The sequence below is a fragment of the Bradyrhizobium sp. genome (assembly GCF_019242285.1).
Classification (GTDB): Bacteria; Pseudomonadota; Alphaproteobacteria; order Rhizobiales; family Xanthobacteraceae; genus Bradyrhizobium.
Genome location: NZ_JAFAVV010000659.1, coordinates 1 through 18505 on the forward strand (window position 1 = coordinate 1; position 18505 = coordinate 18505).

The window sequence follows — 18505 nt, forward strand, 5'->3', positions numbered from 1 at the left end:
CGCCGTCTTCTCCAGCACCGTCACGCGGAGGCCGGCAGCCTGCATCGTCGCCGCACAGGCGAGCCCCGCGGGACCCGCGCCGATGATGATGGCGTGAGGGCCGGCCGTCATGGCATGTCAGGCAAGTGGGTTGCCGTCATCTCGTTGTTCCGGAGCGGACTGCTCCATCGACGATGCCCCATCGGCAAGGTTCTGGAAAGCATAAGGCCACATTTCAAACGCGCAAACCGCCGGTATCGCGCAAATTTCTCCTGGACATGCCCGGATGCGGCACCCGAGATGCCGGGCAACAGCAGGGATGGGAATGTGAAGCAAACGCGTGCAGGCCTGGCAATCCTCGCCATCGTGGTGGCAGCAGCCGCAGGATTCCTGCTGGCCCGCGCACGCTATGCGCAGGTGGCGGGCGGCGCTCATCGCAGCGCCCGCCAACAGATCCTGCACTACACGTTGCGCCGCCTCGACGATCCCATCATCGTGCTCGGCGACAGCATCGTCGAGGCCTCGACGCTTCCGCGAAGCGCATGCGGCCACCCCATCGTCAATGCCGGGCTGAACGGCGCTTCGACTGCCAGCGATCTCGGCGGCTGGCTGGCGCCCGCGCTCGGCGACAAGCGGGCGTTCGCGATCATCGTGGCGCTCGGCACCAACGATGCGCTCGTGCCGACACCGATCACGCAGCAGGTTTTCCAGAGCCGCTATCGCCAGCTGCTGGGCGAGCTGTCGCGGCTGACGACGCGGCTCTCGGTGCTCGACATCCCCGCGATCGAGGCGCGCGAGCGGCTGACGCCGGAGATGCAGAGGGACGCCTCGGCGACCATGCGGATTTTCAGGGGCACGCTGCCGGAGCTGGCAACGCAAGCTCATGCCGCCTTTCTGCCCCTGCCCGACATGACACCGCCGTTCACGATCGATGGTGTCCACCTGAACGCAAACGGCTATCGCGTCTGGGAGGACGTGGTGATGCAGGGGATCGCGAAAGCCTGCGGCTGATTGATGTATCATTATACCCATTGCCAGCCTGCTCGCCTCGCATCTGAATTATCGAATTTTCGAGGAGCCCGCGCAAAGGCATCTGCGCGACAGCCTGTTGCGCAAGGATACGGCGAGACTGAGCGAAAGCGTCAGGCCTGCCTGAAGGGGCATGCTTCAGCGCAAGGCCCTCATCACCACAGGCAGCATCCTGGTCGCGACCAGATGGTGCCCGTCCGGCGTAAAGTGGATGCCGTCCGGCTGCAAATAGCCCCGCAGCGCCGGCCCCCACCACATCGGGATGACCCTGATATGACGGCCGCGCAACTGCGCTTCGATGGCGGCGAGTTCGGCGGCCTGATCGCCCTGCCCCTTCCTCCGGGCGTTCCAGCCGCCGCCATATTTGTCGAGCAGCACGATCCTGGTGCCATCCGGCACCGCCGAGTCGAGGCGGCCGAGCATGCCGACATTGGTATCGCCATTGATCCCGGCATTGACCACGTGGACGTTGCGGCCCCTGGCGGCGAGCATCGCCTCCAGTTGCGCGGGCCAGGCATCGGAGCTGCCCACTCCGCGACCGGCGACGTTGCTGGCGCCGATCGCGACGATCTGCGCGCCGGCTTCGGTCGCAGAGCCGACCAGACCAGCCGCAAGCACGCCCGCGATCAACAGCGATCTCATCATCATCAACATGGACTATCCCATCCCCATGCTCGATCGCGGATCAGGCCGCTAGGTTCCCCACACCTCGCCTGCGATCTCGACCGCCAGGCGCAGCTTCGCCCATTGCTCCTCCTCGGAGAGGATGTTGCCCTCCTCCGTCGAGGCGAAGCCGCACTGCGGCGACAGTGCGAGCTGCTCCAGCGGCGTGAATTTCGCGGCCTCCTCCAGCCTGCGCTTGATGTCGTCCTTGTTCTCGAGCTCGCCGAATTTCGAGGTGATCAGGCCGACCACCACGATCTTGTTGCCCTTCGGCAGGAAGCGCAGCGGCTCGAAGCCGCCGGCCCGGTCGGAATCATATTCGAGGAAGTAGCCGTCGTAATTGGTGCCGCCCAGCATGGTCTCGGCGACCGGCTCGTAGCCGCCGGACGAAATCCAGGTGGAGCGGAAATTGCCGCGGCAGACATGGGTGGTAATCACCATATCGGCCGGCTTCTCCGCGAGCGCATAGTTGATGATCCGCGCGTAAATCTGCTGCAGGCCGTCGGGACTGTCGCCGCGCTCGCGCGCCTTCCGCAACTCGTCCTGCGAGCAGAGATAGGCCCACACCGTGTCGTCGAACTGCAGATAGCGGCAGCCGGCGTCGTAGAACGCGTTGACCGCCTTGCGGTAGGTCTTGCCGAGATCCTCGAAGAATTCCTCGAGATCGGGATAAACCGCCTTCGAGATCGCGTTGCGGCCGCCGCGGAAGTGCAGCACCGCCGGCGACGGGATCGTCATCTTCGCGGTGACATGCGCGGCGTCGGCCTGCTTCTTCAAAAAGCGGAAATGGTCGAGCATCGGATGGTCGGCCGGGAAGTCGAGCTTGCCGATCACGCGCACCGCGTCATGGCGGGTCTCGACGCCGGCGAACTGGATGCCGGTCTCGGGATGGAACAGCTCGCAACCGGTGAGCTTCGCCAGGAAATCGAAGTGCCACCAGGAGCGGCGGAACTCGCCGTCGGTCGCGAGCTTGAGGCCGGTCGAGGCCTGCCGGTGCACGACCTTCTCGATCTCCATGTCCTCGATCTTGCGCAATTCCTCCGGGGCGATTTCCCCCTTCTCGCACCTGGCGCGCGCCTCCTTGATGCTCTGCGGACGCAACAGGCTGCCGACCTCGTCGGCGCGGAATGGCGGCTTGGCTCTCTGCATGGTCGTCAACTCCCGGTATCTTCTAAGCGCTCGCCGCGGCCCCCGACACGCCGAGATGGCGTTCGAGGACGGCGGGATCGGCCTTCAGCGCGCCGCTCGGCGCGTCGTGCACGATCGTTCCCCGTTCCAATATCACAGCGCGGTCGGCGAGCCCCAGAATCTTTTGCGCGTGCTGCTCGACGATCATGCAGCAGAGGCCGCCGGACCGCGTGATGGTACCGATCGCCCGCAGCAGCTCCTCGACGATGATCGGCGCCAGCCCCTCGGTGGGCTCGTCCAGCAGCAGGACTTTCGGGTTCAGCACCAGCGCGCGGCCGATCGCCAGCATCTGCTGCTCGCCGCCGGAAAGCTGGTTGCCGAAATTGCCGCGCCGCTCCTCGAGCCGCGGAAACATCTCGTACACCTTGGCCGTGGTCCAGGAACCCGGCTGCGCCACTGCGGTCATGTTCTCCTCCACGGTCAGCGAGCGGAAGATGTTGCGCTCCTGCGGCACCCAGCCGATCCCGGCGCGCGCGCGCTGGTCGGCGCGCATCGCGGTGAGATCGCGCCCCGACAGCGCGATGGTGCCGGCGAAGCGGCGGTTGATGCCGACGATGGCGTTGATCAGCGTAGTCTTGCCGGTGCCGTTGCGCCCAAGCACGGCCAGCACTTCGCCTTCGGAGAGGCGCAGCGACATGTTGGGCAGCACCACGGCCTCGCCGTATCCGGCGCGCAGGCCCTCGATCGCGAGCAGGTCAGCCTTGAGGTCAGCCATGAGCGGCCTCGCCGAGATAGACCGCCTTGACCTGGGGGTCGCGCGCGACCGTTGCCGGCTCGCCCTCGGTGAGCAGCGCGCCGTTGACCAGCACCGAGATGCGGTCGGCGAACGAGAACACGAGGTCCATGTCGTGCTCGATCAGAAGCACGGTGACGTCGCGCGGCAGGGCCGCGACCGCCGCCAGGATGTCCCTGCGCTCGCCCTCTGGCACGCCGGCGGCCGGCTCGTCGAGCAGCAGCACGCGGGGCTTGGCGGCGATCGCGACCGCGATCTCGAGCAGCCGCTGCTTGCCATAGGGCAAGGTCGCCGTCTGCTCGTTCATCACGTCGAGCAGGCGGAAACGGCCGAGCGTTTCCGCGATCTCGGCATTGACGTCATCGCGTGTGCCCATCCGCCGCCACCAGTCGCCGCCGCGGCCGAGCCGCTCGGAGACCGCGAGGCCGATCGTCTCCAGCGGAGTCAGATCGGCATAGAGCTGATTGATCTGAAAAGTCCGCGACAGCCCGCGCAGCACCCGCTTGTGCACCGGCAGTTCGGTGATGTCGTGCCCCTCCAGCAGGATGCGCCCGGCATCGGACTTGAGCACGCCCGTCAACAGGTTGATGACCGTGGTCTTGCCGGCACCGTTCGGGCCGATCAGGGCATGACGCGCGCCCTGCGCGATCTGCAGGGAGAGATCGCGGGTGACCCTCAGTCCACCGAACGACTTCTCCAGCCCTCTCGTCTCCAGCGCAACCGTCATGGCCCCTCACTCTCTGGAACCGCCACGGCGGCCTTGCCGCCGGCGATCCGGGTGATGAGGAGGTTCGGCACAAACAGCACCCAGCGATGCAGCCGCGCGCGACCGACCAGCACGACCACGATCAGCACGAGCCCGATCCAGAACTGCCAGTATTGCGGGGTGATGGTGGAGAAAATCTCCTGCAGCATGCGGAACAGCACCGCTCCGATCAAGCCGCCGTAGAGATAGCCGGTGCCCCCGATCACCAGCACCAGCATCAGGTCGGCCGAGCGCTCGAAGGCGAACACGTCGAGCGAAGCCAGCGCCGTGGTCTGGGTGAACAACGCCCCCGCCACGCCCGCATAGAATGCGGCGACCGTATAGATCGCGATCAGGCGGCGGTTGACGGGAACGCCGATCGCGGCCGCGCGCAAGGGGTTGTTGCGGATCGCGCGCAGCGACAGCCCGAACGGCGAATGCACGATCCGCCGCGCCAGCAGGAACAGGAGGAACAGCACGATCAGCGCGTAGAAGAAGCCGGTCTTGCCGAACATGTCGAAGGCGAACAGCCCGAGGATCGGCTGCATCTCGATGCCCTGCAGGCCATCGGTGCCGCCGGTGATGTCGGAGAAGCGTTCGGCCAGCGCCTCCAAGAGCAGCGCGATGCCGAGCGTCACCATCAGCCGGGTCAGGTCGGCGCCGCGGATCAGGAGGAAGCTCGTACAGAAGCCGAGCACGGCGGCGGCAAGTCCCGCGACGATCAGCGCGATCACCGGCTCGTTGATGATCCCGTGAAGAGCAAGAAGCCCCGCAGAATAGGCGCCGACGCCGAAGAAGGCCGCATGCCCCAGCGAGACGATGCCGGCATAGCCGAGGATCAGGTCGAGCGAGAGCGCGAACAGCGCCAGCCGCAGGATGTCGGTCATGATCAGATAGCGTGACGGAAAGACGAACGCGCAGGAAAGCGCGGCAAGCCAGAATACGATCTCGGCCGCATGCCAGCGCGCGTGCCGTCCCGCGTGAAAGCGGACGTCGGATGGCGCATTCATCTGGTTGCTCATCGCGCGGCGCGGCCGAACAGGCCGTGGGGCCGCCAGATCAGGATCACGATCATGACCGTGTAGATCACGAACGGTCCCATCTTCGGCACGTAATATTTGCCCGCGACGTCGGCGATGCCGAGCAGCAGCGAGGCGAGAAACGGCCCGATGATGGAGGAGGAGCCGCCGACCGTCACCACGATCAGGAAATAGATCATGAACTTGAGCGGGAAATACGGATCGAGCCCGAGGATCTCCGCGCTCAGCGCTCCGCCAAGCCCGGCGAGCCCGCAGCCGAAGGCGAAGGTCAAGGCGAACACCTGCGGCACGTTGATGCCGAGCCCGCTGGCCGCGCGGGGATCATCGACCGCGGCGCGCAGCCGGCTGCCGAAGCGCGTGCGCGCCAGCACGAGCTGCAGCGCGGCCGTCAGGAGGCCGCAGATCACGATGAGCATCAGCCGATAGCGCCCGATGCCGACGCCGAAGACGTCGAACTGCCCTTGCAGCGCAGCCGGCAGGTTGATGAAGATCCGAGACGATCCCATGATGTAGTCGATGGCGGCGACCGACATGAAGACGAGGCCGACCGAGAACAGCACCTGGTCGAGGTGGCTGCGAGTGTAGAGATGGCGGTAGAGCAGCCGTTCCAGCACCGCGCCGATCACGGCGGGTGCGATGAAGGCCAGCGGCAGGCCGGCGAAGAACGGCCAGCCGTACTGGTTGACGAGCACCGCGCAGACATAGCCTCCCGCCATGGCGAAGGCGCCATGGGCGAGGTTGACGAAATTCATCAGCCCGAGCGTGACGGCCAGCCCGCAGGCGAGCACGAACAGCAACATGCCATAGGCGACGCCGTCGAACAGGTTGGTGAGGACGGAGGTCATCGACAGAATGAAGTCATCGAAGGTGACGCCAACGCGACGCTGCGCTCCCTCTCCCGCTTGCGGGAGAGGGTCGGGGTGGGGATGCCGCCGCGAGTCGGACTGCCCGAGTGGAGAGGGTCCCCGCCCGCCGCACTCTCCGAACGCGGCGACCTCCCCCGCAAGCGGGAGTGGGACGGGGAGTTCGTGGCGCGGGTCACGTCAATCCTTCCGCGTCACTTCTTCGCCTTGCCCGGATCCTTCACGGCCTCGAAGGTCTCGAACTCGACATTGTAGAGCTCACCGTCCTTCTTCTCGACCTTGCGGACGTAGACGTTCTGCACGATGTCGCGAGTTTCCGGATCGATCGAGATCGGGCCGCGCGGGCTCTCCCACTTCATGCCCTTCATCGCCTCGATCAGCCCGTCGCCGTCGGTCTTGCCGCCGGTCTTCTTCAGCGCCTCGTAGATCAGATGGATGCCGTCGTAGCCATTCACGGCCATGAAGCCTGGCCGGTTGCCAAAATCCTTCTTGTAAGCGGCGACGAACTCCTTGTTCATCTCCGAGGGATGCGCAGCCGAATAGATGTGCGCGGTCACCGTGCCCAGCACGGCGTCGCCCATGTCGTTGAGCAGGTCGTCATCCGTGACGTCGCCGGGGCCGATCACCTTGATGCCGGCCTTGTCGAGGCCGCGCTCGGCATATTGCTTCATGAAGTTGCCGCCCTGGCCAGCCGGCACGAACACGAACATCGCGTCCGGCTTGGCATCCTTCATCCGCTGCAGGAACGGGGCGAAATCCGGATTGGCGAGGGGCACCTTGACCTCCTCGACGATCTGGCCGCCGCCGGCGGTGAAGTGCTCCTTGAACGAGGCCAGCGCGTCGTTACCGGGCGCATAGTCGGAGGTCAGGCTCGCGACCTTCTTGATGCCGTTCTTGACCGCCCAGTCGCCGATGATGGTCGAGGACTGCGGCAGCGTGAACGAGGTACGCACGATATAAGGCGACTTCTCGGTGATGATCGAGGTGCCCGCGGCCATCACCACCTCCGGGATCTTGGCCTGGGTGGCAAGCGGCGCGGCGGCGAGCGCGGCCGGCGTGACGCCGAAGCCCGCGATGAAGCTGACCTTGTCGTTGACGATCAGTTCCTGCGCGGCCGTCTTGGTCTTGTCGGGCAGTGCGCCGTCGTCCTTCAGGATGATCTCGATCTTCTTGCCGGCGACGGTGTCGCCATGCTGCTTCATGTAGAGCTTGATCGCGTTGTCGATCTGCTTGCCGGTCGAGGCCTGTCCGCCTGTCATCGGCAGGATCAGGCCGATCTTGACGGCGTCATCGGCCCACGCCGGCGCAACGACCAGCGTGCCAGCGGTTGCTGCGGCCAACGCGACACGCGACAGCAGCCAAAAACGAGCGAACATGATTCCTCCTCCCCTCATCGGTCTCGACGCCGAGTCCCCCGGCCCTTGCCTCACCCTGGCCCAGATCATCGCGGCGTGTATGGCGCGGCATGGCGTCTTTTCCGGGCGCCGTTGTCAATCGCGAAATTAGGCGTGTCCGTCTCGCCTTGGGCGCCTGCGTTGCCGGAGGCATCGAATGCGATGGATCAAATGTTGAGGAAATCCCGGATAATGGTATTATAGTGCTTTCGCCTAGCCCAATCAGTCAATCTTTTCCCGCTATTTGATCCCAACTCAAACCCCGCGCCCATTCGCCGCAACCCGCGCCTGAGGCCACACGTCAAGGCTGAATCCCAGGATGAATGTCTGCCCACGCCAGCTCGTGATCCTGCTCGTGGCCGTCGTATCGGCATCCAGCCTCGCCGGCTGCGCGTCGGTCAACCAGAAGGCCTCCGAGGCGATGGGCGACTATATCCCGCAATGGGCGGGCGGCCTGCCCGCCGACGCCCCGCCGCGCCCAGGCACGGCGAAGTACGAGGCGTACATGAGGGAGCGGGAGCGGCTGCGTCAGCTGCCGGCCTCGGAACGCCCACAAGACGGCCAGCCGCAGCAGGGCCAGCCGTCATCGGCTAACGGCCAGACGCCCGGCCCGGCGCGCTGAGCGCCTATGCGCTAATCAGTCGGTGAACACCACGGTCTTCCGGCCATTAAGGATCACGCGGTCCTCGAGATGATAGCGGATGGCGCGCGCCAGCACGCGCCGTTCGATGTCCCGGCCCTTGCGCACGAGGTCGGCGGGCGTGTCGCGATGGCTGATGCGCTCGACGTCCTGATCGATGATCGGCCCCTCATCCAGATCATTGGTCACGTAATGCGCTGTGGCGCCGATCAGCTTGACGCCGCGCTCATGCGCCTGATGGTAGGGCTTGGCGCCCTTGAATCCCGGCAGGAACGAATGATGGATGTTGATACAGCGTCCGGAAAGCTTGGCCGAGAGGTCGTCCGACAGGATCTGCATGTAGCGCGCGAGCACCACGAGATCCGTTTCGGTCTGCTCGACGAGCCGCCAGATTTCGCTTTCCTGCTCGCGCCTGGTCTCTTTCGTGATCGGCAGGTGATAGAACGGAATCTCGCCGAAATCGCAGCTCGAATAGGTCTCGCGTGCATGGTTGGAGATGACGGCGGTCGGCACCATCGCGAGCTCTCCGGTGCGCCAGCGATAGAGGATGTCGACCAGGCAGTGGTCCAGCCTCGACACCAGCAGCATCACCCGCCGCCGGCTGGCGCGGTCGCGCATCTGCCAGGACATGCCGAACCGCTCGGCAATCGCCGCAAAACCGGTCCGCAGCGCGGCCAGCTCGACGGCCAGATCGGCCGCGGTGAACACCACCCGCATGAAGAACTTGTTGGTCTCGATGTCGTCGAACTGCTGGGCGTCGAGAATGTTCTGGCCATTATGGGCGAGAAAGGTCGAGACCGCCGAGACGATGCCGGGACGATCGGGGCAGGACAGCGTCAGGACGTATTGATGATCGGGCATGGTGTGCTTGATCGTTAGGCAGAACGGATGACGGGAACTTTCGCGCGCCTGCTCTATCACCGGCGGCTGCCTTGCGCCAACGGCGCGGCCCGAGCAGGATGAACAAGTGACTGGCACTCCTCGTTAGAGAATCCGCATGGCAGACCGGCTCAGTGGCTATCGCATCCTGATCCTGGAGACGCGCGAGGAAGCACAGTTCTCCCGCCTGCTCGCCGAGCAGGGCGCCGATGTCGTGCAGTGCCCGATGTTCGCCATCTGCGACACGCCCGACCCCGCGCCGGTCGAGGCCTGGATCCGGCGCTTCATCGCGAAGCCCTGCGACGACCTGGTGCTGATGACCGGCGAAGGGCTGCGGCGGCTGATGAAGGTCGCGCGGCGGATCGGCGTCGATCAGGATTTCGTCGCGGCGCTGGGCAAGGCGCGCAAATTCGCGCGCGGTCCGAAGCCCGGGCGGGCGCTCCGCGAGATCGGGCTCGAGCCGCAGCAGACCACGGAGAAGCCGACCTCGGAAGGCATTGCCGAGATGCTGTCGCAGATCGATCTCGGCGGCCGCCGCCTCGGCCTGCAGCTCTATCCCGACAGGGATCACGGCGCGCTGATCGGCGCGATCGCAGCGCAAGGCGCCGAGGTGGACACCGTGACGCCCTATGTCTATGACGCGAAGGTGGCGGATGCGAACATCGTCACGGCGATCGAGGAGATGGCACAGGGTCAGATCGACGCGATCGCGCTGACGAGCTCAGGTCAGCCCCGTCGCCTGTTCGACGTGGCGCGGTCGCACGGCTGCGAGGCGCGCCTGCGCGAGGGCTTGACGAAAACGCCGATCGCTTCCGTCGGCCCGGTGGTGGACGACGAATTGAAATCGCATGGCCTCTCCGCCGACATCTCGCCGGCGAATGCGGCCTATTTCATGAAGCCGCTGATCTCGGCGATGGCGGCGGAGCTGGGGAAGAAGCCGCCGCGGATGGCGCGATAGCGCGCAATGACGGCGAGCGCTATTCCGCCGCCTGTTTCATCTCGCTCTGATAGGCACGGTAGGCGAGTTTCAGGCCGTCCTCCAGCGAGGTGCGCGCGCGCCAGCCGAGCGCCGCGAGCCTGGAGACGTCGAGCAGCTTCCGCGGCGTGCCATCCGGGCGCGCGGTGTCGTAGCTGATGGTCCCCGTATAACCAACGACCGACGCGACGAGGCGGGCAAACTCGGCGATGGTGATATCCTCGCCGGTGCCGATATTGACCATCTCCATCGCGGAATAGGTCTTCATCAGGTGGACGCAGGCATCGGCCATGTCGTCCACATAGAGGAATTCCCGACGTGGCGTGCCGGTGCCCCAGACCGTGACATTTCCAGCCCCCGACAGCTTGGCCTCGTGGAAACGGCGGATCAGCGCCGCGACGACATGGCTGTGCTCGGGATGGTAGTTGTCGCCGGGCCCGTAGAGATTGGTCGGCATCACGCTGATGAAGTCGCAAGCGTATTGGCTGCGATAGGCCTCGGCCATCTTGATGCCGGCGATCTTGGCAATGGCATAGGGTTCGTTGGTCGGCTCCAGCGGGCCGGTCAGCATATAGTCCTCGCGCAGCGGCTGCGGTGCGAGCTTGGGATAGATGCAGGACGAGCCGAGAAACATCAGCTTCTCGACCTTGTGCAGATAGGCCGCATGAATGACATTCGCGGCGATCGCGAGGTTGTCGTAGAGGAATTCGGCCCGCAGGGTATTGTTGGCGACGATACCGCCGACCTTCGCGGCCGCAAGGAACACGACCTGCGGCGTCCTGCTGGCGAACCAGTCGCGCACCGCGGCCTGGTCGCACAGGTCGAGCTCGTTTCGCCCTGCCGTCAGCAGTCTGACGTCCTCCCGCACCAGCCGGCGGGCGATCGCGCTGCCCACCATGCCGCGATGGCCCGCGACGAAGACCGTCTTGCCCTTCAGCTCAAACGGGATGCTTGCCATTGGCAGCCTCCTGCCGCGCGGCCGCAAGATCGCTCGCCACCATCTCCTTGACGAGTTGCGCAAAACCCCGCAGCGGCTTCCAGCCGAGCTGCTGCCGCGCCTTGGCGGCGTCGCCGATCAACAGGTCGACCTCGGTCGGACGGAAATAGGTCGGATCGATCCGCACCACGGCCTTGCCGGTCTTGCCGTCGACGCCGGTCTCCTCGATCCCCTTGCCGCGCCACTTGATGCTGCGGCCGACCTCGGCAAAGGCGAGCTCGACGAATTCTCGCACCGAGCGGGTCTCCCCGGTCGCCAGCACGAAATCGTCCGGCTTGGCGGCCTGCAGAATGGCGTGCATGCCTTCGACATAGTCCCTGGCATGGCCCCAGTCGCGCCTGGCCTCGAGATTGCCGAGATAGATCGTATCCTCCAGGCCGACCTCGATGCGGGCGACGCCGCGGGTGATCTTGCGGGTGACGAAGGTCTCGCCGCGGATCGGGCTCTCGTGGTTGAACAGGATGCCGTTCGAGGCGAAGATGCCGTAGGCCTCGCGGTAGTTCACCGTGATCCAGTAGCCGTAGAGCTTGGCCACGGCGTAGGGCGAGCGCGGGTAGAACGGCGTCGTCTCCTTCTGCGGAACCTCCTGGACCAGCCCGTACAGCTCCGAGGTCGAAGCCTGGTAGAATCGCGTCTCCTTCTCCATGCCGAGGATGCGGATCGCCTCCAGCAGGCGCAGCACGCCGATCGCGTCGGCATTGGCGGTGTATTCCGGGCTTTCGAAGCTGACGGCGACGTGACTCTGGGCGGCGAGGTTGTAGATCTCGGTCGGCCTGATCTGCTGCATCAACCGGATCAGGTTGGTCGAATCGGTCATGTCGCCATAATGCATCAGGAACGGCACGTTGCCGGTGTGCGGATCCTTGTAGAGATGGTCGACGCGCGCGGTGTTGAAGGACGAGGACCGCCGCTTGATGCCGTGCACGGTGTAGCCGAGCGAGAGCAGATGCTCGGCTAGATAGGCGCCGTCCTGCCCGGTCACGCCGGTGATGAGCGCCACGCGCCGTTTCGAATCGGAAACCGCCATCTCTTCTCCAGGATCCGCGCCGGCGCCGCGGTCAACGGCAGCCATCGCACAGCGCGCAGGCCATAGCATCGGCCTCCGGTGAAGTCTAATCCCGGAGGCGGCCGAGAATTGCTGCCTAGGATACTGAGATTCTTCATGTTTTCGGCCAACGGGCGAATTTGACGTCGGCTCGGCCACTGCCTGTCCCTCAATTCTCACATTTGCAGGAGTTGTCCTCTGCAGCGGATGCGAACGATGGGGCGGATCGGTACACTTCGATTCCGGCGCGGGCGCTCCGTTGCGGGAGCGGAGACGGTCGCGAGGCGGAAGCGTGATTTCCGTCACCGCGCCGTCCGTGATTTGAAGTCGTTGTGCTAACGTGCGGAATATTATGAGTGCGGAATTATGGGTTCGGGCGTAATGCGAATTACTTCGGTCATTGCATTGGCGCTGTGGGCGATGTGGCTGTCGAACGGACCAGCACTCGCCGAGAAGCGCGTCGCGCTCGTGATCGGCAACGCCGACTATCAGCGGGTCCCGGTGCTCGCCAATCCCGCAAGGGACGCCGACGACATGTCGGAAATGTTCAGGCGGGCCGGATTCAGCGTGGTCCAGTCCAGGCACAATCTCGGTGTCAGCGAGATGCGCCGGGCGCTCCGCGACTTTGCCGACGAGGTGCGCGACGCCGACGTCGCGATCATCTTCTACGCCGGCCACGGCATGGAGGTCGACGGCATGAACTACCTCATTCCGGTCGACGCCCAGCTCGAGCGCGATATCGATGCCTATGACGAGGCGATCCCGCTCGACCGGCTGCTGACCGTCATGGAGCCGGCCAAACAGCTCCGTCTGATCATCCTGGATGCCTGCCGCGACAACCCGTTCAGCAAGACGATGAAACGCAGCTCCGCATCGCGGGCGGTTTCGCGCGGGCTTGCCCGGATCGAGCCGGACACCTCGAACACGCTGGTCGCCTTCGCCGCCAAGGCCGGTTTCACCGCCTCCGACGGCGGCGAGCAGAACAGCCCGTATACGTCCGCCCTGCTGCGCTATCTGCCGCAGCCCGGCCTCGACGTGCGCCGGGCGCTCGGCTTCGTCCGCGACGAGGTGGTGAAGTTCACCCATAACCGCCAGGAGCCGTTCATCTACGGCTCGCTCGGCGGTGACGACGTCGCCTTGGTGCCGGCGCCGGCGGCGAAACCCGCGATTGCCACACCGAACGCCGGCGCCAGGGAAGACTACGAGCTCGCCCAGCAGGTCAACGTCGTCTCCGTCTGGGACGCGTTCATCGGCAAATATCCGTCGGGCTTCTACGCGGACCTGGCCCGGGCGCAACGCGAGAAGCTGATCGCCGCCAAGGCGGCCGCCGACGAGCAGGCCCGCCTTACGGCCCAGAAGAAGGCCCTGGACGACGCCAATGCCGCGGAGGCCGAGCGCGCCAAGGTGGCGGCCGAGTTGAAGGCCGCCGACGAAGCCCGGATCGCCGCCGAGACAGCCAGGGCCCAGGAAGAGGCCAGAGCCGCGGAAGCTGCGCGCGCCAAGGCCGCGGCACAGGCCAGGATCGACGAGATCGCCCGGGTCGCGGCCTTGGCGGTCGGCAATCCCGCCGGTCCCGACCGGATCCAGGAGGCACCGCGCCCGTCGAGCTGCGCGAGCAATGTGCCGCCGATCGCCGCGCCGTCGGCGCGGACCGCGCAAGGTCTGTCGCCGACCGAGGAATGCGCGCTGAAGCCGAGGGACGTCTTCAGGGACTGCGAGAACTGTCCGGAAATGGTGGTGGTGCCGGCGGGCCAGGTCCTGATGGGATCGTCGACCGGCGACATCAATAACGGACTCGCGGCCGCCAACGAATGGCCGCAGCATCAGGCGGCCGTGAAGCAGCCGATCGCGGTCGGCCGCTTCGAGATCACGCGCGACCAGTTCGAGGCCTTCGTCAGCGCTTCCGGCTATCGACCGGGCGAGCGCTGCTACACTTTCGAGCAGGGCCAGCCGCAGGAGCGCAATGAGCGTTCGTTCCGCAATCCGGGTTTCGCTCAGGCGGGGAACCATCCGGCGGTCTGCATCAACTGGACCGATGCCAAAGCCTACGTGCAGTGGCTGTCGCGGACCACCGGCAAGACCTATCGGCTGCTCACCGAGACCGAGTTCGAATATGTCGCACGGGCCGGAAGCCGTTCGCGCTTCGGCTTTGGCGATGATGTGACCGCGCTGTGCAAATTCGCCAACGGCGCCGATCGCGCCGCCAAGGGCGCGGGCCTGCCCGCCGACACGGCCTATCTCGATTGCTCGGACGGATTTGCGTTCACCGCGCCGGTGGGCTCGTTCGCGGCCAACGCCTTCGGCCTCGACGACGTGATCGGCAATGTCTGGGAATGGACCGAGGACTGCTTCTACGGCGACTATGCCACGGCCAGCGCCGACCGCACGGCACGCGCCGACAGCGGCTGCACGAGCCGGACGGTCCGCGGCGGCGACTGGTTCAGCACCGAAGCCTCGCTCCGCCCGGCGGCGCGCGCCAAGGCGAACATCGAGGCGCGCCACGACGACATCGGTTTTCGCGTGGCGCGGACGCTTGGGCCTTAACGAAGAGAATTTGACTGGAAAGGCTGGCTTTTCCGCAGCCCATCCTTCGAGACGCCCGCCTGCGGCGGGCTCCTCAGGATGAAGGGCTTTTTTGTGCGGCGAAGTCTCAAACCCTCATGGTGAGGGCGCGGCGGCGCCGCGCGTCTCGAACCATGTGGCCCAGGCGATTGCAGCCATCACCCTACCGCCTGCGCCTCAGCCGGCGCACTTGGCGGTCTTGAACTCGACGCGGCGGTCGAGCGCGTCGCTGGCGTCGTCGCGGCCGGTGCCGACCATCATCTCGCGTGATCCCTTGCCGGTTGCGATGATGCGGCCGCGGAGGGATTTCTCCTGGTCTTCCAGGCGGTCCTTGACGTAGTCCGCCCGCAGCGCCGACAGGCGGTCGTTGATCGCGGCGAGACCGGTGGCGCTGGTATGGCCGACCACCTCGAGGCAGCCCTTGTTCGCGGAGGTCCGCTCGGCGATCTTGTCGAGCCAGGCATCATAGGGCGCGCGAACGCTGCGGTCGGTATAGAACTGGGTCGAGCCGGGCTTGAACAGGAAACGCACCGCCAGCCGCTCGCCCTTGAGCCCGTAGTCGATGGCCTTGCCGAACGCCTCCATCGCGGCGCGGGTCCGGTGCAGCTTGTAGTTTGACAGATAAATGCCGTTCAGCACGCGAAGCTGCTCGCCGCCGGGCGTCTTCAGCGCGCTCTGATAGACGTCGAGCGCGTCGCGGTAACGACCGGCGTCGTAGGCCTCGATTGCGTCGCTGACCAGCGAGGCGACCACGATGCGATCGGCATAGGCCTGGTCGATGGAATCGCCGACCTTGGTGCCCTGGCAGCTCTTGACGTAGGAATCGGTCGGCCCGTCCTTGGCGAACACCGGGCTGTCGGCGAAGAAGGCGACCGGCGTCGGGTCGATGCCCTCGGGCAGCGCGCGTGCGACTCCCTTCGAGATCACCGTCTTGCTCTTGAGGTCGGCGAGCGCAAGGCAGATGCGGTAGGCATCGCGCGGCCCGCCCGCAGTGCCCGCATTGTTGACTGCGGTGAAGGTGCCGATCAGCACGACGGGGGCTTTCGCGACGCTCTCCGCCGAGAACGGCACGACCGTGAAGCGCGGATAGCTGCTCTTGACGAGCTCGACGATGCGCTTCTCCTCGAGCCGGGTCGCATTGGATTGTGCGCCGGTCACGCCGTCGATCAGGGGATCGATCACCAGCGTGACCTTCTGGTTGGCATCGTCGAGTTTGGCCTTGGAGAGCAGATCGTTGGCGGCCTTGAGCAGCGCCGCGTCGAACGGCACCGGAGTCGGCGGCGGCGCCGCGGCCGCAGGCGACGGCGGCACCGGCGTACCGGTTTGGGCTTGCGCTGCGCCACTGATCAGAGCTGAACTGCCCAGCAACACGGCAAGAACGAAAACGCCACGGATACCACTGGAACGTCGTACCGAACTCATGAAACAGCCTCCCACTATGGACAGGGCACGATAACACGCGATCGCGAAATGCAAGCGTGATGTACTTCACGCTCGCCTGCCCGTAACCAGCGAAGCCCGGCCATCCCGAGAAAAAAAGCATTCCTGGACGTTTTCCAAAGAGATTCTGGATGGCTCCCAAAGGACCGGCGCTATCCTCGGAATGCGCGTACCAGCCCGATCACCTCGTCCTGCTGCGCTTCCGTGATCTCGGCGAACATCGGCAGCGACAGGATCTGCCCCTGGTCGCGGAAGGCGTTCGGAAATTGCTCGCACCGGTGCTTGAATCGCTCGTAGGCGGCGAGGAACGGCAACGCGGTCGGATAGTTGATCGCGGTCTGCACGCCATGCGCCTTCAGATGCGCGGCGAGCGCGTCACGGCGCCGATGGCGGACCGTGTAGAGATGATACACGTGCGTGCGCCCGGGCGCGACCTGCGGCACCGTGACGTCCTCGACCTGGTTGAGGCCGGCGTCGTAGCGGCGCGCGGCGTTGCGGCGGCCCTCGGTCCATGCCGCAAGATGCGGCAGCTTCGCCGACAGGATCGCCGCCTGCAACCCGTCGAGCCGGCTGTTGATGCCTTCGATCTGGTGCTGATGTTTCACGAGCCCGCCATGGCGCGCCAGCATGGCCATGCGTTCGGCAAGTGCTGCGTCGTTGGTGACGATGGCGCCGGCATCGCCCATCGCACCGAGATTCTTGCCGGGATAGAACGAATAGGTCGCAGCCTGCCCGAAGGTCCCGACCGCTTGGCCGTTGTAGCGCGCCAGATGCGCCTGTGCGCAATCCTCGATCACCCAGAGCTTGTGCTTGTGCGCGATCGCGATGATCGCGTCCATGTCGGCCGGCTGCCCATAGAGATGCACCGGGATGATGCCCACCGTGCGCGGCGTGACCGCGGCCTCGACCGCGGCGGGATCGACGGTGAACGTCGAGCCATCCGTGTCGCAGAACACCGGCGTGGCGCCGGCATGGGTGATCATCGCCGAGGTGGAGATCCAGGAATGCGCGGTGGTGATCACCTCGTCGCCCGGCTGCACCTTCAGCGCCGCCATGGCGAGATACAGCGCATCGGTGCCGTTGGCGCAGGAGACGCAGTGCTTCGCCTCCGCGGCCCGGGCGAACTGCTGCTCGAACGCGTCGACATGGGGCCCGCGAATGAAGGCGCTGTCGCCGATCACCGCCGCGATCGCGTCGTCGATCTCGCTTTTGATGGTCTGGTACTGGAGCTGCAAGTCCGCGAACGGCACGGCCATCGGCGAGGTTCCTATTTGCGCGATCGCAGCAGGCGCGCGGGATTTCCCGCATACGTGCCGGCGGCGGTGATGTCCCTGGTCACGACCGCGCCGGCGCCGATCACGACGTCGTCGACGATCCGGACCGGCATGATCGTGGCGTTGGAGCCGATCGACACGCGATTGCCGATCACGGTCTCGCGCCACAGCTCCTTGCGGCCCCGCGCCGGGCCGCCGGACGCGAAGGTGTCGTTGATGAACATCACGCCGTGGCCGATGAAGCAATCCTCGCCGATGGTGACGAGCTCGCAGATGAAGGCGTGGGACTGCACGCGGGTGCGCGCACCCACCACGGCGTCTTTCTGGATTTCCGTGAAGGGTCCGACGAAACAGTCGTCGCCGATCCGGCAGCCATAGAGGTTGCAGGGCTCGACGACCTTGACGCGCTCGCCGAACGCGACGTCGCGGATCGCGACCTGGTGCAGTTCGGGCTCGCTCACGACATCACGCCGAGCCGGCACAGCCGCGGCGTGAAGTGCAGCGGCACCTCCTGGCCGGTCTCGATCGATTCGTAGAGCGCCGAGATCAGCTCCAGGCTCTTGCGGCCTTCGAGGCCATCGACGAGGGCCGACCGCTGCTGGACCAGACAGTCGACGACATGCCGGTAATAGGCCTGATGGCCGAAACCGTAGACGTTCGGCGGGTTGACGGAGAACTTCTCCATTACTTCCCTGTCGGCCGGCGTCTCGTCGGCGAAACGCCAGTGCCGGATCTGGTTGACCGCGAAGCCCGCAATCTCCACCGTGCCCTTCTCGCCCAGGATCGAGAGCGATCCTTCGAGGTCGGTCGGCCGCGCCGCCGTCGTCGCCTCGATGATGCCGAGCGCACCGTTCCTGAACTTCAAGGTCGCGACCGCCGTGTCCTCGGTCTCGATCCGCGCCAGCGCTGTCACCGCGCGGGCGTGCACGCTCAGCACGTCGCCGAAGAACCATTCCAGCATGTCGATGTGATGGCTCGCCTGGTTGGTCAGCACGCCGCCGTCATAGCCCCAGGTTCCGCGCCAGGCGTCCTGATCGTAATAGGCCTGGTCGCGGCAC

The 18505-nt window shown here is 65.8% G+C and carries 19 protein-coding genes; 4 read left to right on the forward strand and 15 right to left on the reverse strand.

Annotated features, from left to right (window positions below; genetic code table 11):
- A partial coding sequence (locus JOY90_RS26525; protein ID WP_291694082.1) for an NAD(P)-binding domain-containing protein occupies positions 1-111 on the reverse strand: 111 nt, incomplete at its 3' end.
- A 195-nt stretch (positions 112-306) separates the two neighbouring features.
- On the opposite strand from JOY90_RS26525, the gene JOY90_RS26530 reads away from it, so the two are divergent.
- Entirely contained in the window at positions 307-990 is a 684-nt protein-coding gene (locus JOY90_RS26530; protein WP_291694065.1) for an SGNH/GDSL hydrolase family protein, read from the forward strand.
- 156 nt (positions 991-1146) lie between these two features.
- Here JOY90_RS26530 and JOY90_RS26535 read toward each other — a convergent pair whose 3' ends face one another.
- From JOY90_RS26535 to JOY90_RS26565, 7 genes are all read right to left on the reverse strand, one after another.
- The gene (locus tag JOY90_RS26535) at positions 1147-1662 is read right to left on the reverse strand and encodes a GDSL-type esterase/lipase family protein (RefSeq protein ID WP_291694066.1); all 516 of its coding nucleotides are present in this window, start codon (positions 1660-1662) and stop codon (positions 1147-1149) included.
- 39 nt (positions 1663-1701) lie between these two features.
- Positions 1702-2820 (reverse strand): cobalamin-independent methionine synthase II family protein, encoded by a 1119-nt coding sequence (locus JOY90_RS26540; RefSeq protein ID WP_291694067.1) that lies wholly within the window; start codon positions 2818-2820, stop codon positions 1702-1704.
- A 22-nt stretch (positions 2821-2842) separates the two neighbouring features.
- Positions 2843-3574: an ABC transporter ATP-binding protein gene (locus JOY90_RS26545; RefSeq protein ID WP_291694068.1), complete on the reverse strand. Its 732-nt coding sequence runs from the start codon at positions 3572-3574 to the stop codon at positions 2843-2845.
- Complete coding sequence (locus tag JOY90_RS26550) at positions 3567-4319, reverse strand: ABC transporter ATP-binding protein (protein WP_291694069.1); 753 nt, start codon at positions 4317-4319, stop codon at positions 3567-3569. Before JOY90_RS26550 ends, JOY90_RS26545 begins: the two co-directional genes overlap by 8 nt.
- Positions 4316-5347: a branched-chain amino acid ABC transporter permease gene (locus JOY90_RS26555; protein WP_291694083.1), complete on the reverse strand. Its 1032-nt coding sequence runs from the start codon at positions 5345-5347 to the stop codon at positions 4316-4318. The genes JOY90_RS26550 and JOY90_RS26555 overlap by 4 nt, the downstream gene beginning before the upstream one ends.
- An 8-nt stretch (positions 5348-5355) precedes the next feature.
- Entirely contained in the window at positions 5356-6222 is an 867-nt protein-coding gene (locus tag JOY90_RS26560) for a branched-chain amino acid ABC transporter permease (protein ID WP_291694070.1), read from the reverse strand.
- Between the two features lie 212 nt (positions 6223-6434).
- Positions 6435-7616, reverse strand: a complete 1182-nt coding sequence (locus JOY90_RS26565) for an ABC transporter substrate-binding protein (RefSeq protein WP_291694071.1) — start codon at positions 7614-7616, stop codon at positions 6435-6437.
- A gap of 337 nt (positions 7617-7953) precedes the next feature.
- Between JOY90_RS26565 and JOY90_RS26570 the strand changes: the two genes are divergently transcribed.
- Positions 7954-8256 carry a hypothetical protein gene (locus JOY90_RS26570; RefSeq protein ID WP_291694072.1) on the forward strand — a complete coding sequence of 101 codons (303 nt, stop codon included), beginning with the start codon at positions 7954-7956 and terminating at the stop codon, positions 8254-8256.
- 15 nt (positions 8257-8271) lie between these two features.
- Here the strand turns inward: JOY90_RS26570 and purU are convergent, their stop codons facing one another.
- Positions 8272-9135 carry a formyltetrahydrofolate deformylase gene (gene purU / locus JOY90_RS26575; RefSeq protein ID WP_291694073.1) on the reverse strand — a complete coding sequence of 288 codons (864 nt, stop codon included), beginning with the start codon at positions 9133-9135 and terminating at the stop codon, positions 8272-8274.
- Between the two features lie 136 nt (positions 9136-9271).
- Between purU and JOY90_RS26580 the strand changes: the two genes are divergently transcribed.
- Positions 9272-10111, forward strand: coding sequence for a uroporphyrinogen-III synthase (locus JOY90_RS26580; RefSeq protein ID WP_291694074.1), 840 nt, complete (start codon positions 9272-9274; stop codon positions 10109-10111).
- 19 nt (positions 10112-10130) lie between these two features.
- On the opposite strand, the gene JOY90_RS26585 is transcribed toward JOY90_RS26580, so the two are convergent.
- Together JOY90_RS26585 and gmd are read right to left on the reverse strand one after the other, a co-directional pair.
- Entirely contained in the window at positions 10131-11087 is a 957-nt protein-coding gene (locus tag JOY90_RS26585) for a GDP-L-fucose synthase (protein ID WP_291694075.1), read from the reverse strand.
- Positions 11068-12153, reverse strand: coding sequence for a GDP-mannose 4,6-dehydratase (gmd, locus tag JOY90_RS26590; protein ID WP_291694076.1), 1086 nt, complete (start codon positions 12151-12153; stop codon positions 11068-11070). Before gmd ends, JOY90_RS26585 begins: the two co-directional genes overlap by 20 nt.
- Before the next feature lie 399 nt (positions 12154-12552).
- On the opposite strand from gmd, the gene JOY90_RS26595 reads away from it, so the two are divergent.
- Complete coding sequence (locus JOY90_RS26595) at positions 12553-14715, forward strand: SUMF1/EgtB/PvdO family nonheme iron enzyme (protein WP_291694077.1); 2163 nt, start codon at positions 12553-12555, stop codon at positions 14713-14715.
- A 195-nt stretch (positions 14716-14910) separates the two neighbouring features.
- Here JOY90_RS26595 and JOY90_RS26600 read toward each other — a convergent pair whose 3' ends face one another.
- The 4 genes from JOY90_RS26600 to JOY90_RS26615 all read right to left on the reverse strand — a co-directional run.
- Positions 14911-16155 carry an OmpA family protein gene (locus JOY90_RS26600; protein WP_291694078.1) on the reverse strand — a complete coding sequence of 415 codons (1245 nt, stop codon included), beginning with the start codon at positions 16153-16155 and terminating at the stop codon, positions 14911-14913.
- 170 nt (positions 16156-16325) lie between these two features.
- The gene (locus tag JOY90_RS26605; RefSeq protein ID WP_291694079.1) at positions 16326-17429 is read right to left on the reverse strand and encodes a DegT/DnrJ/EryC1/StrS aminotransferase family protein; all 1104 of its coding nucleotides are present in this window, start codon (positions 17427-17429) and stop codon (positions 16326-16328) included.
- 11 nt (positions 17430-17440) lie between these two features.
- Positions 17441-17908: an acyltransferase gene (locus tag JOY90_RS26610; RefSeq protein ID WP_291694080.1), complete on the reverse strand. Its 468-nt coding sequence runs from the start codon at positions 17906-17908 to the stop codon at positions 17441-17443.
- Positions 17905-18505, reverse strand: a 601-nt coding sequence (locus JOY90_RS26615; RefSeq protein ID WP_291694081.1) for a Gfo/Idh/MocA family oxidoreductase, incomplete at its 5' end; no start/stop codon positions are given. The genes JOY90_RS26610 and JOY90_RS26615, both read right to left, overlap by 4 nt.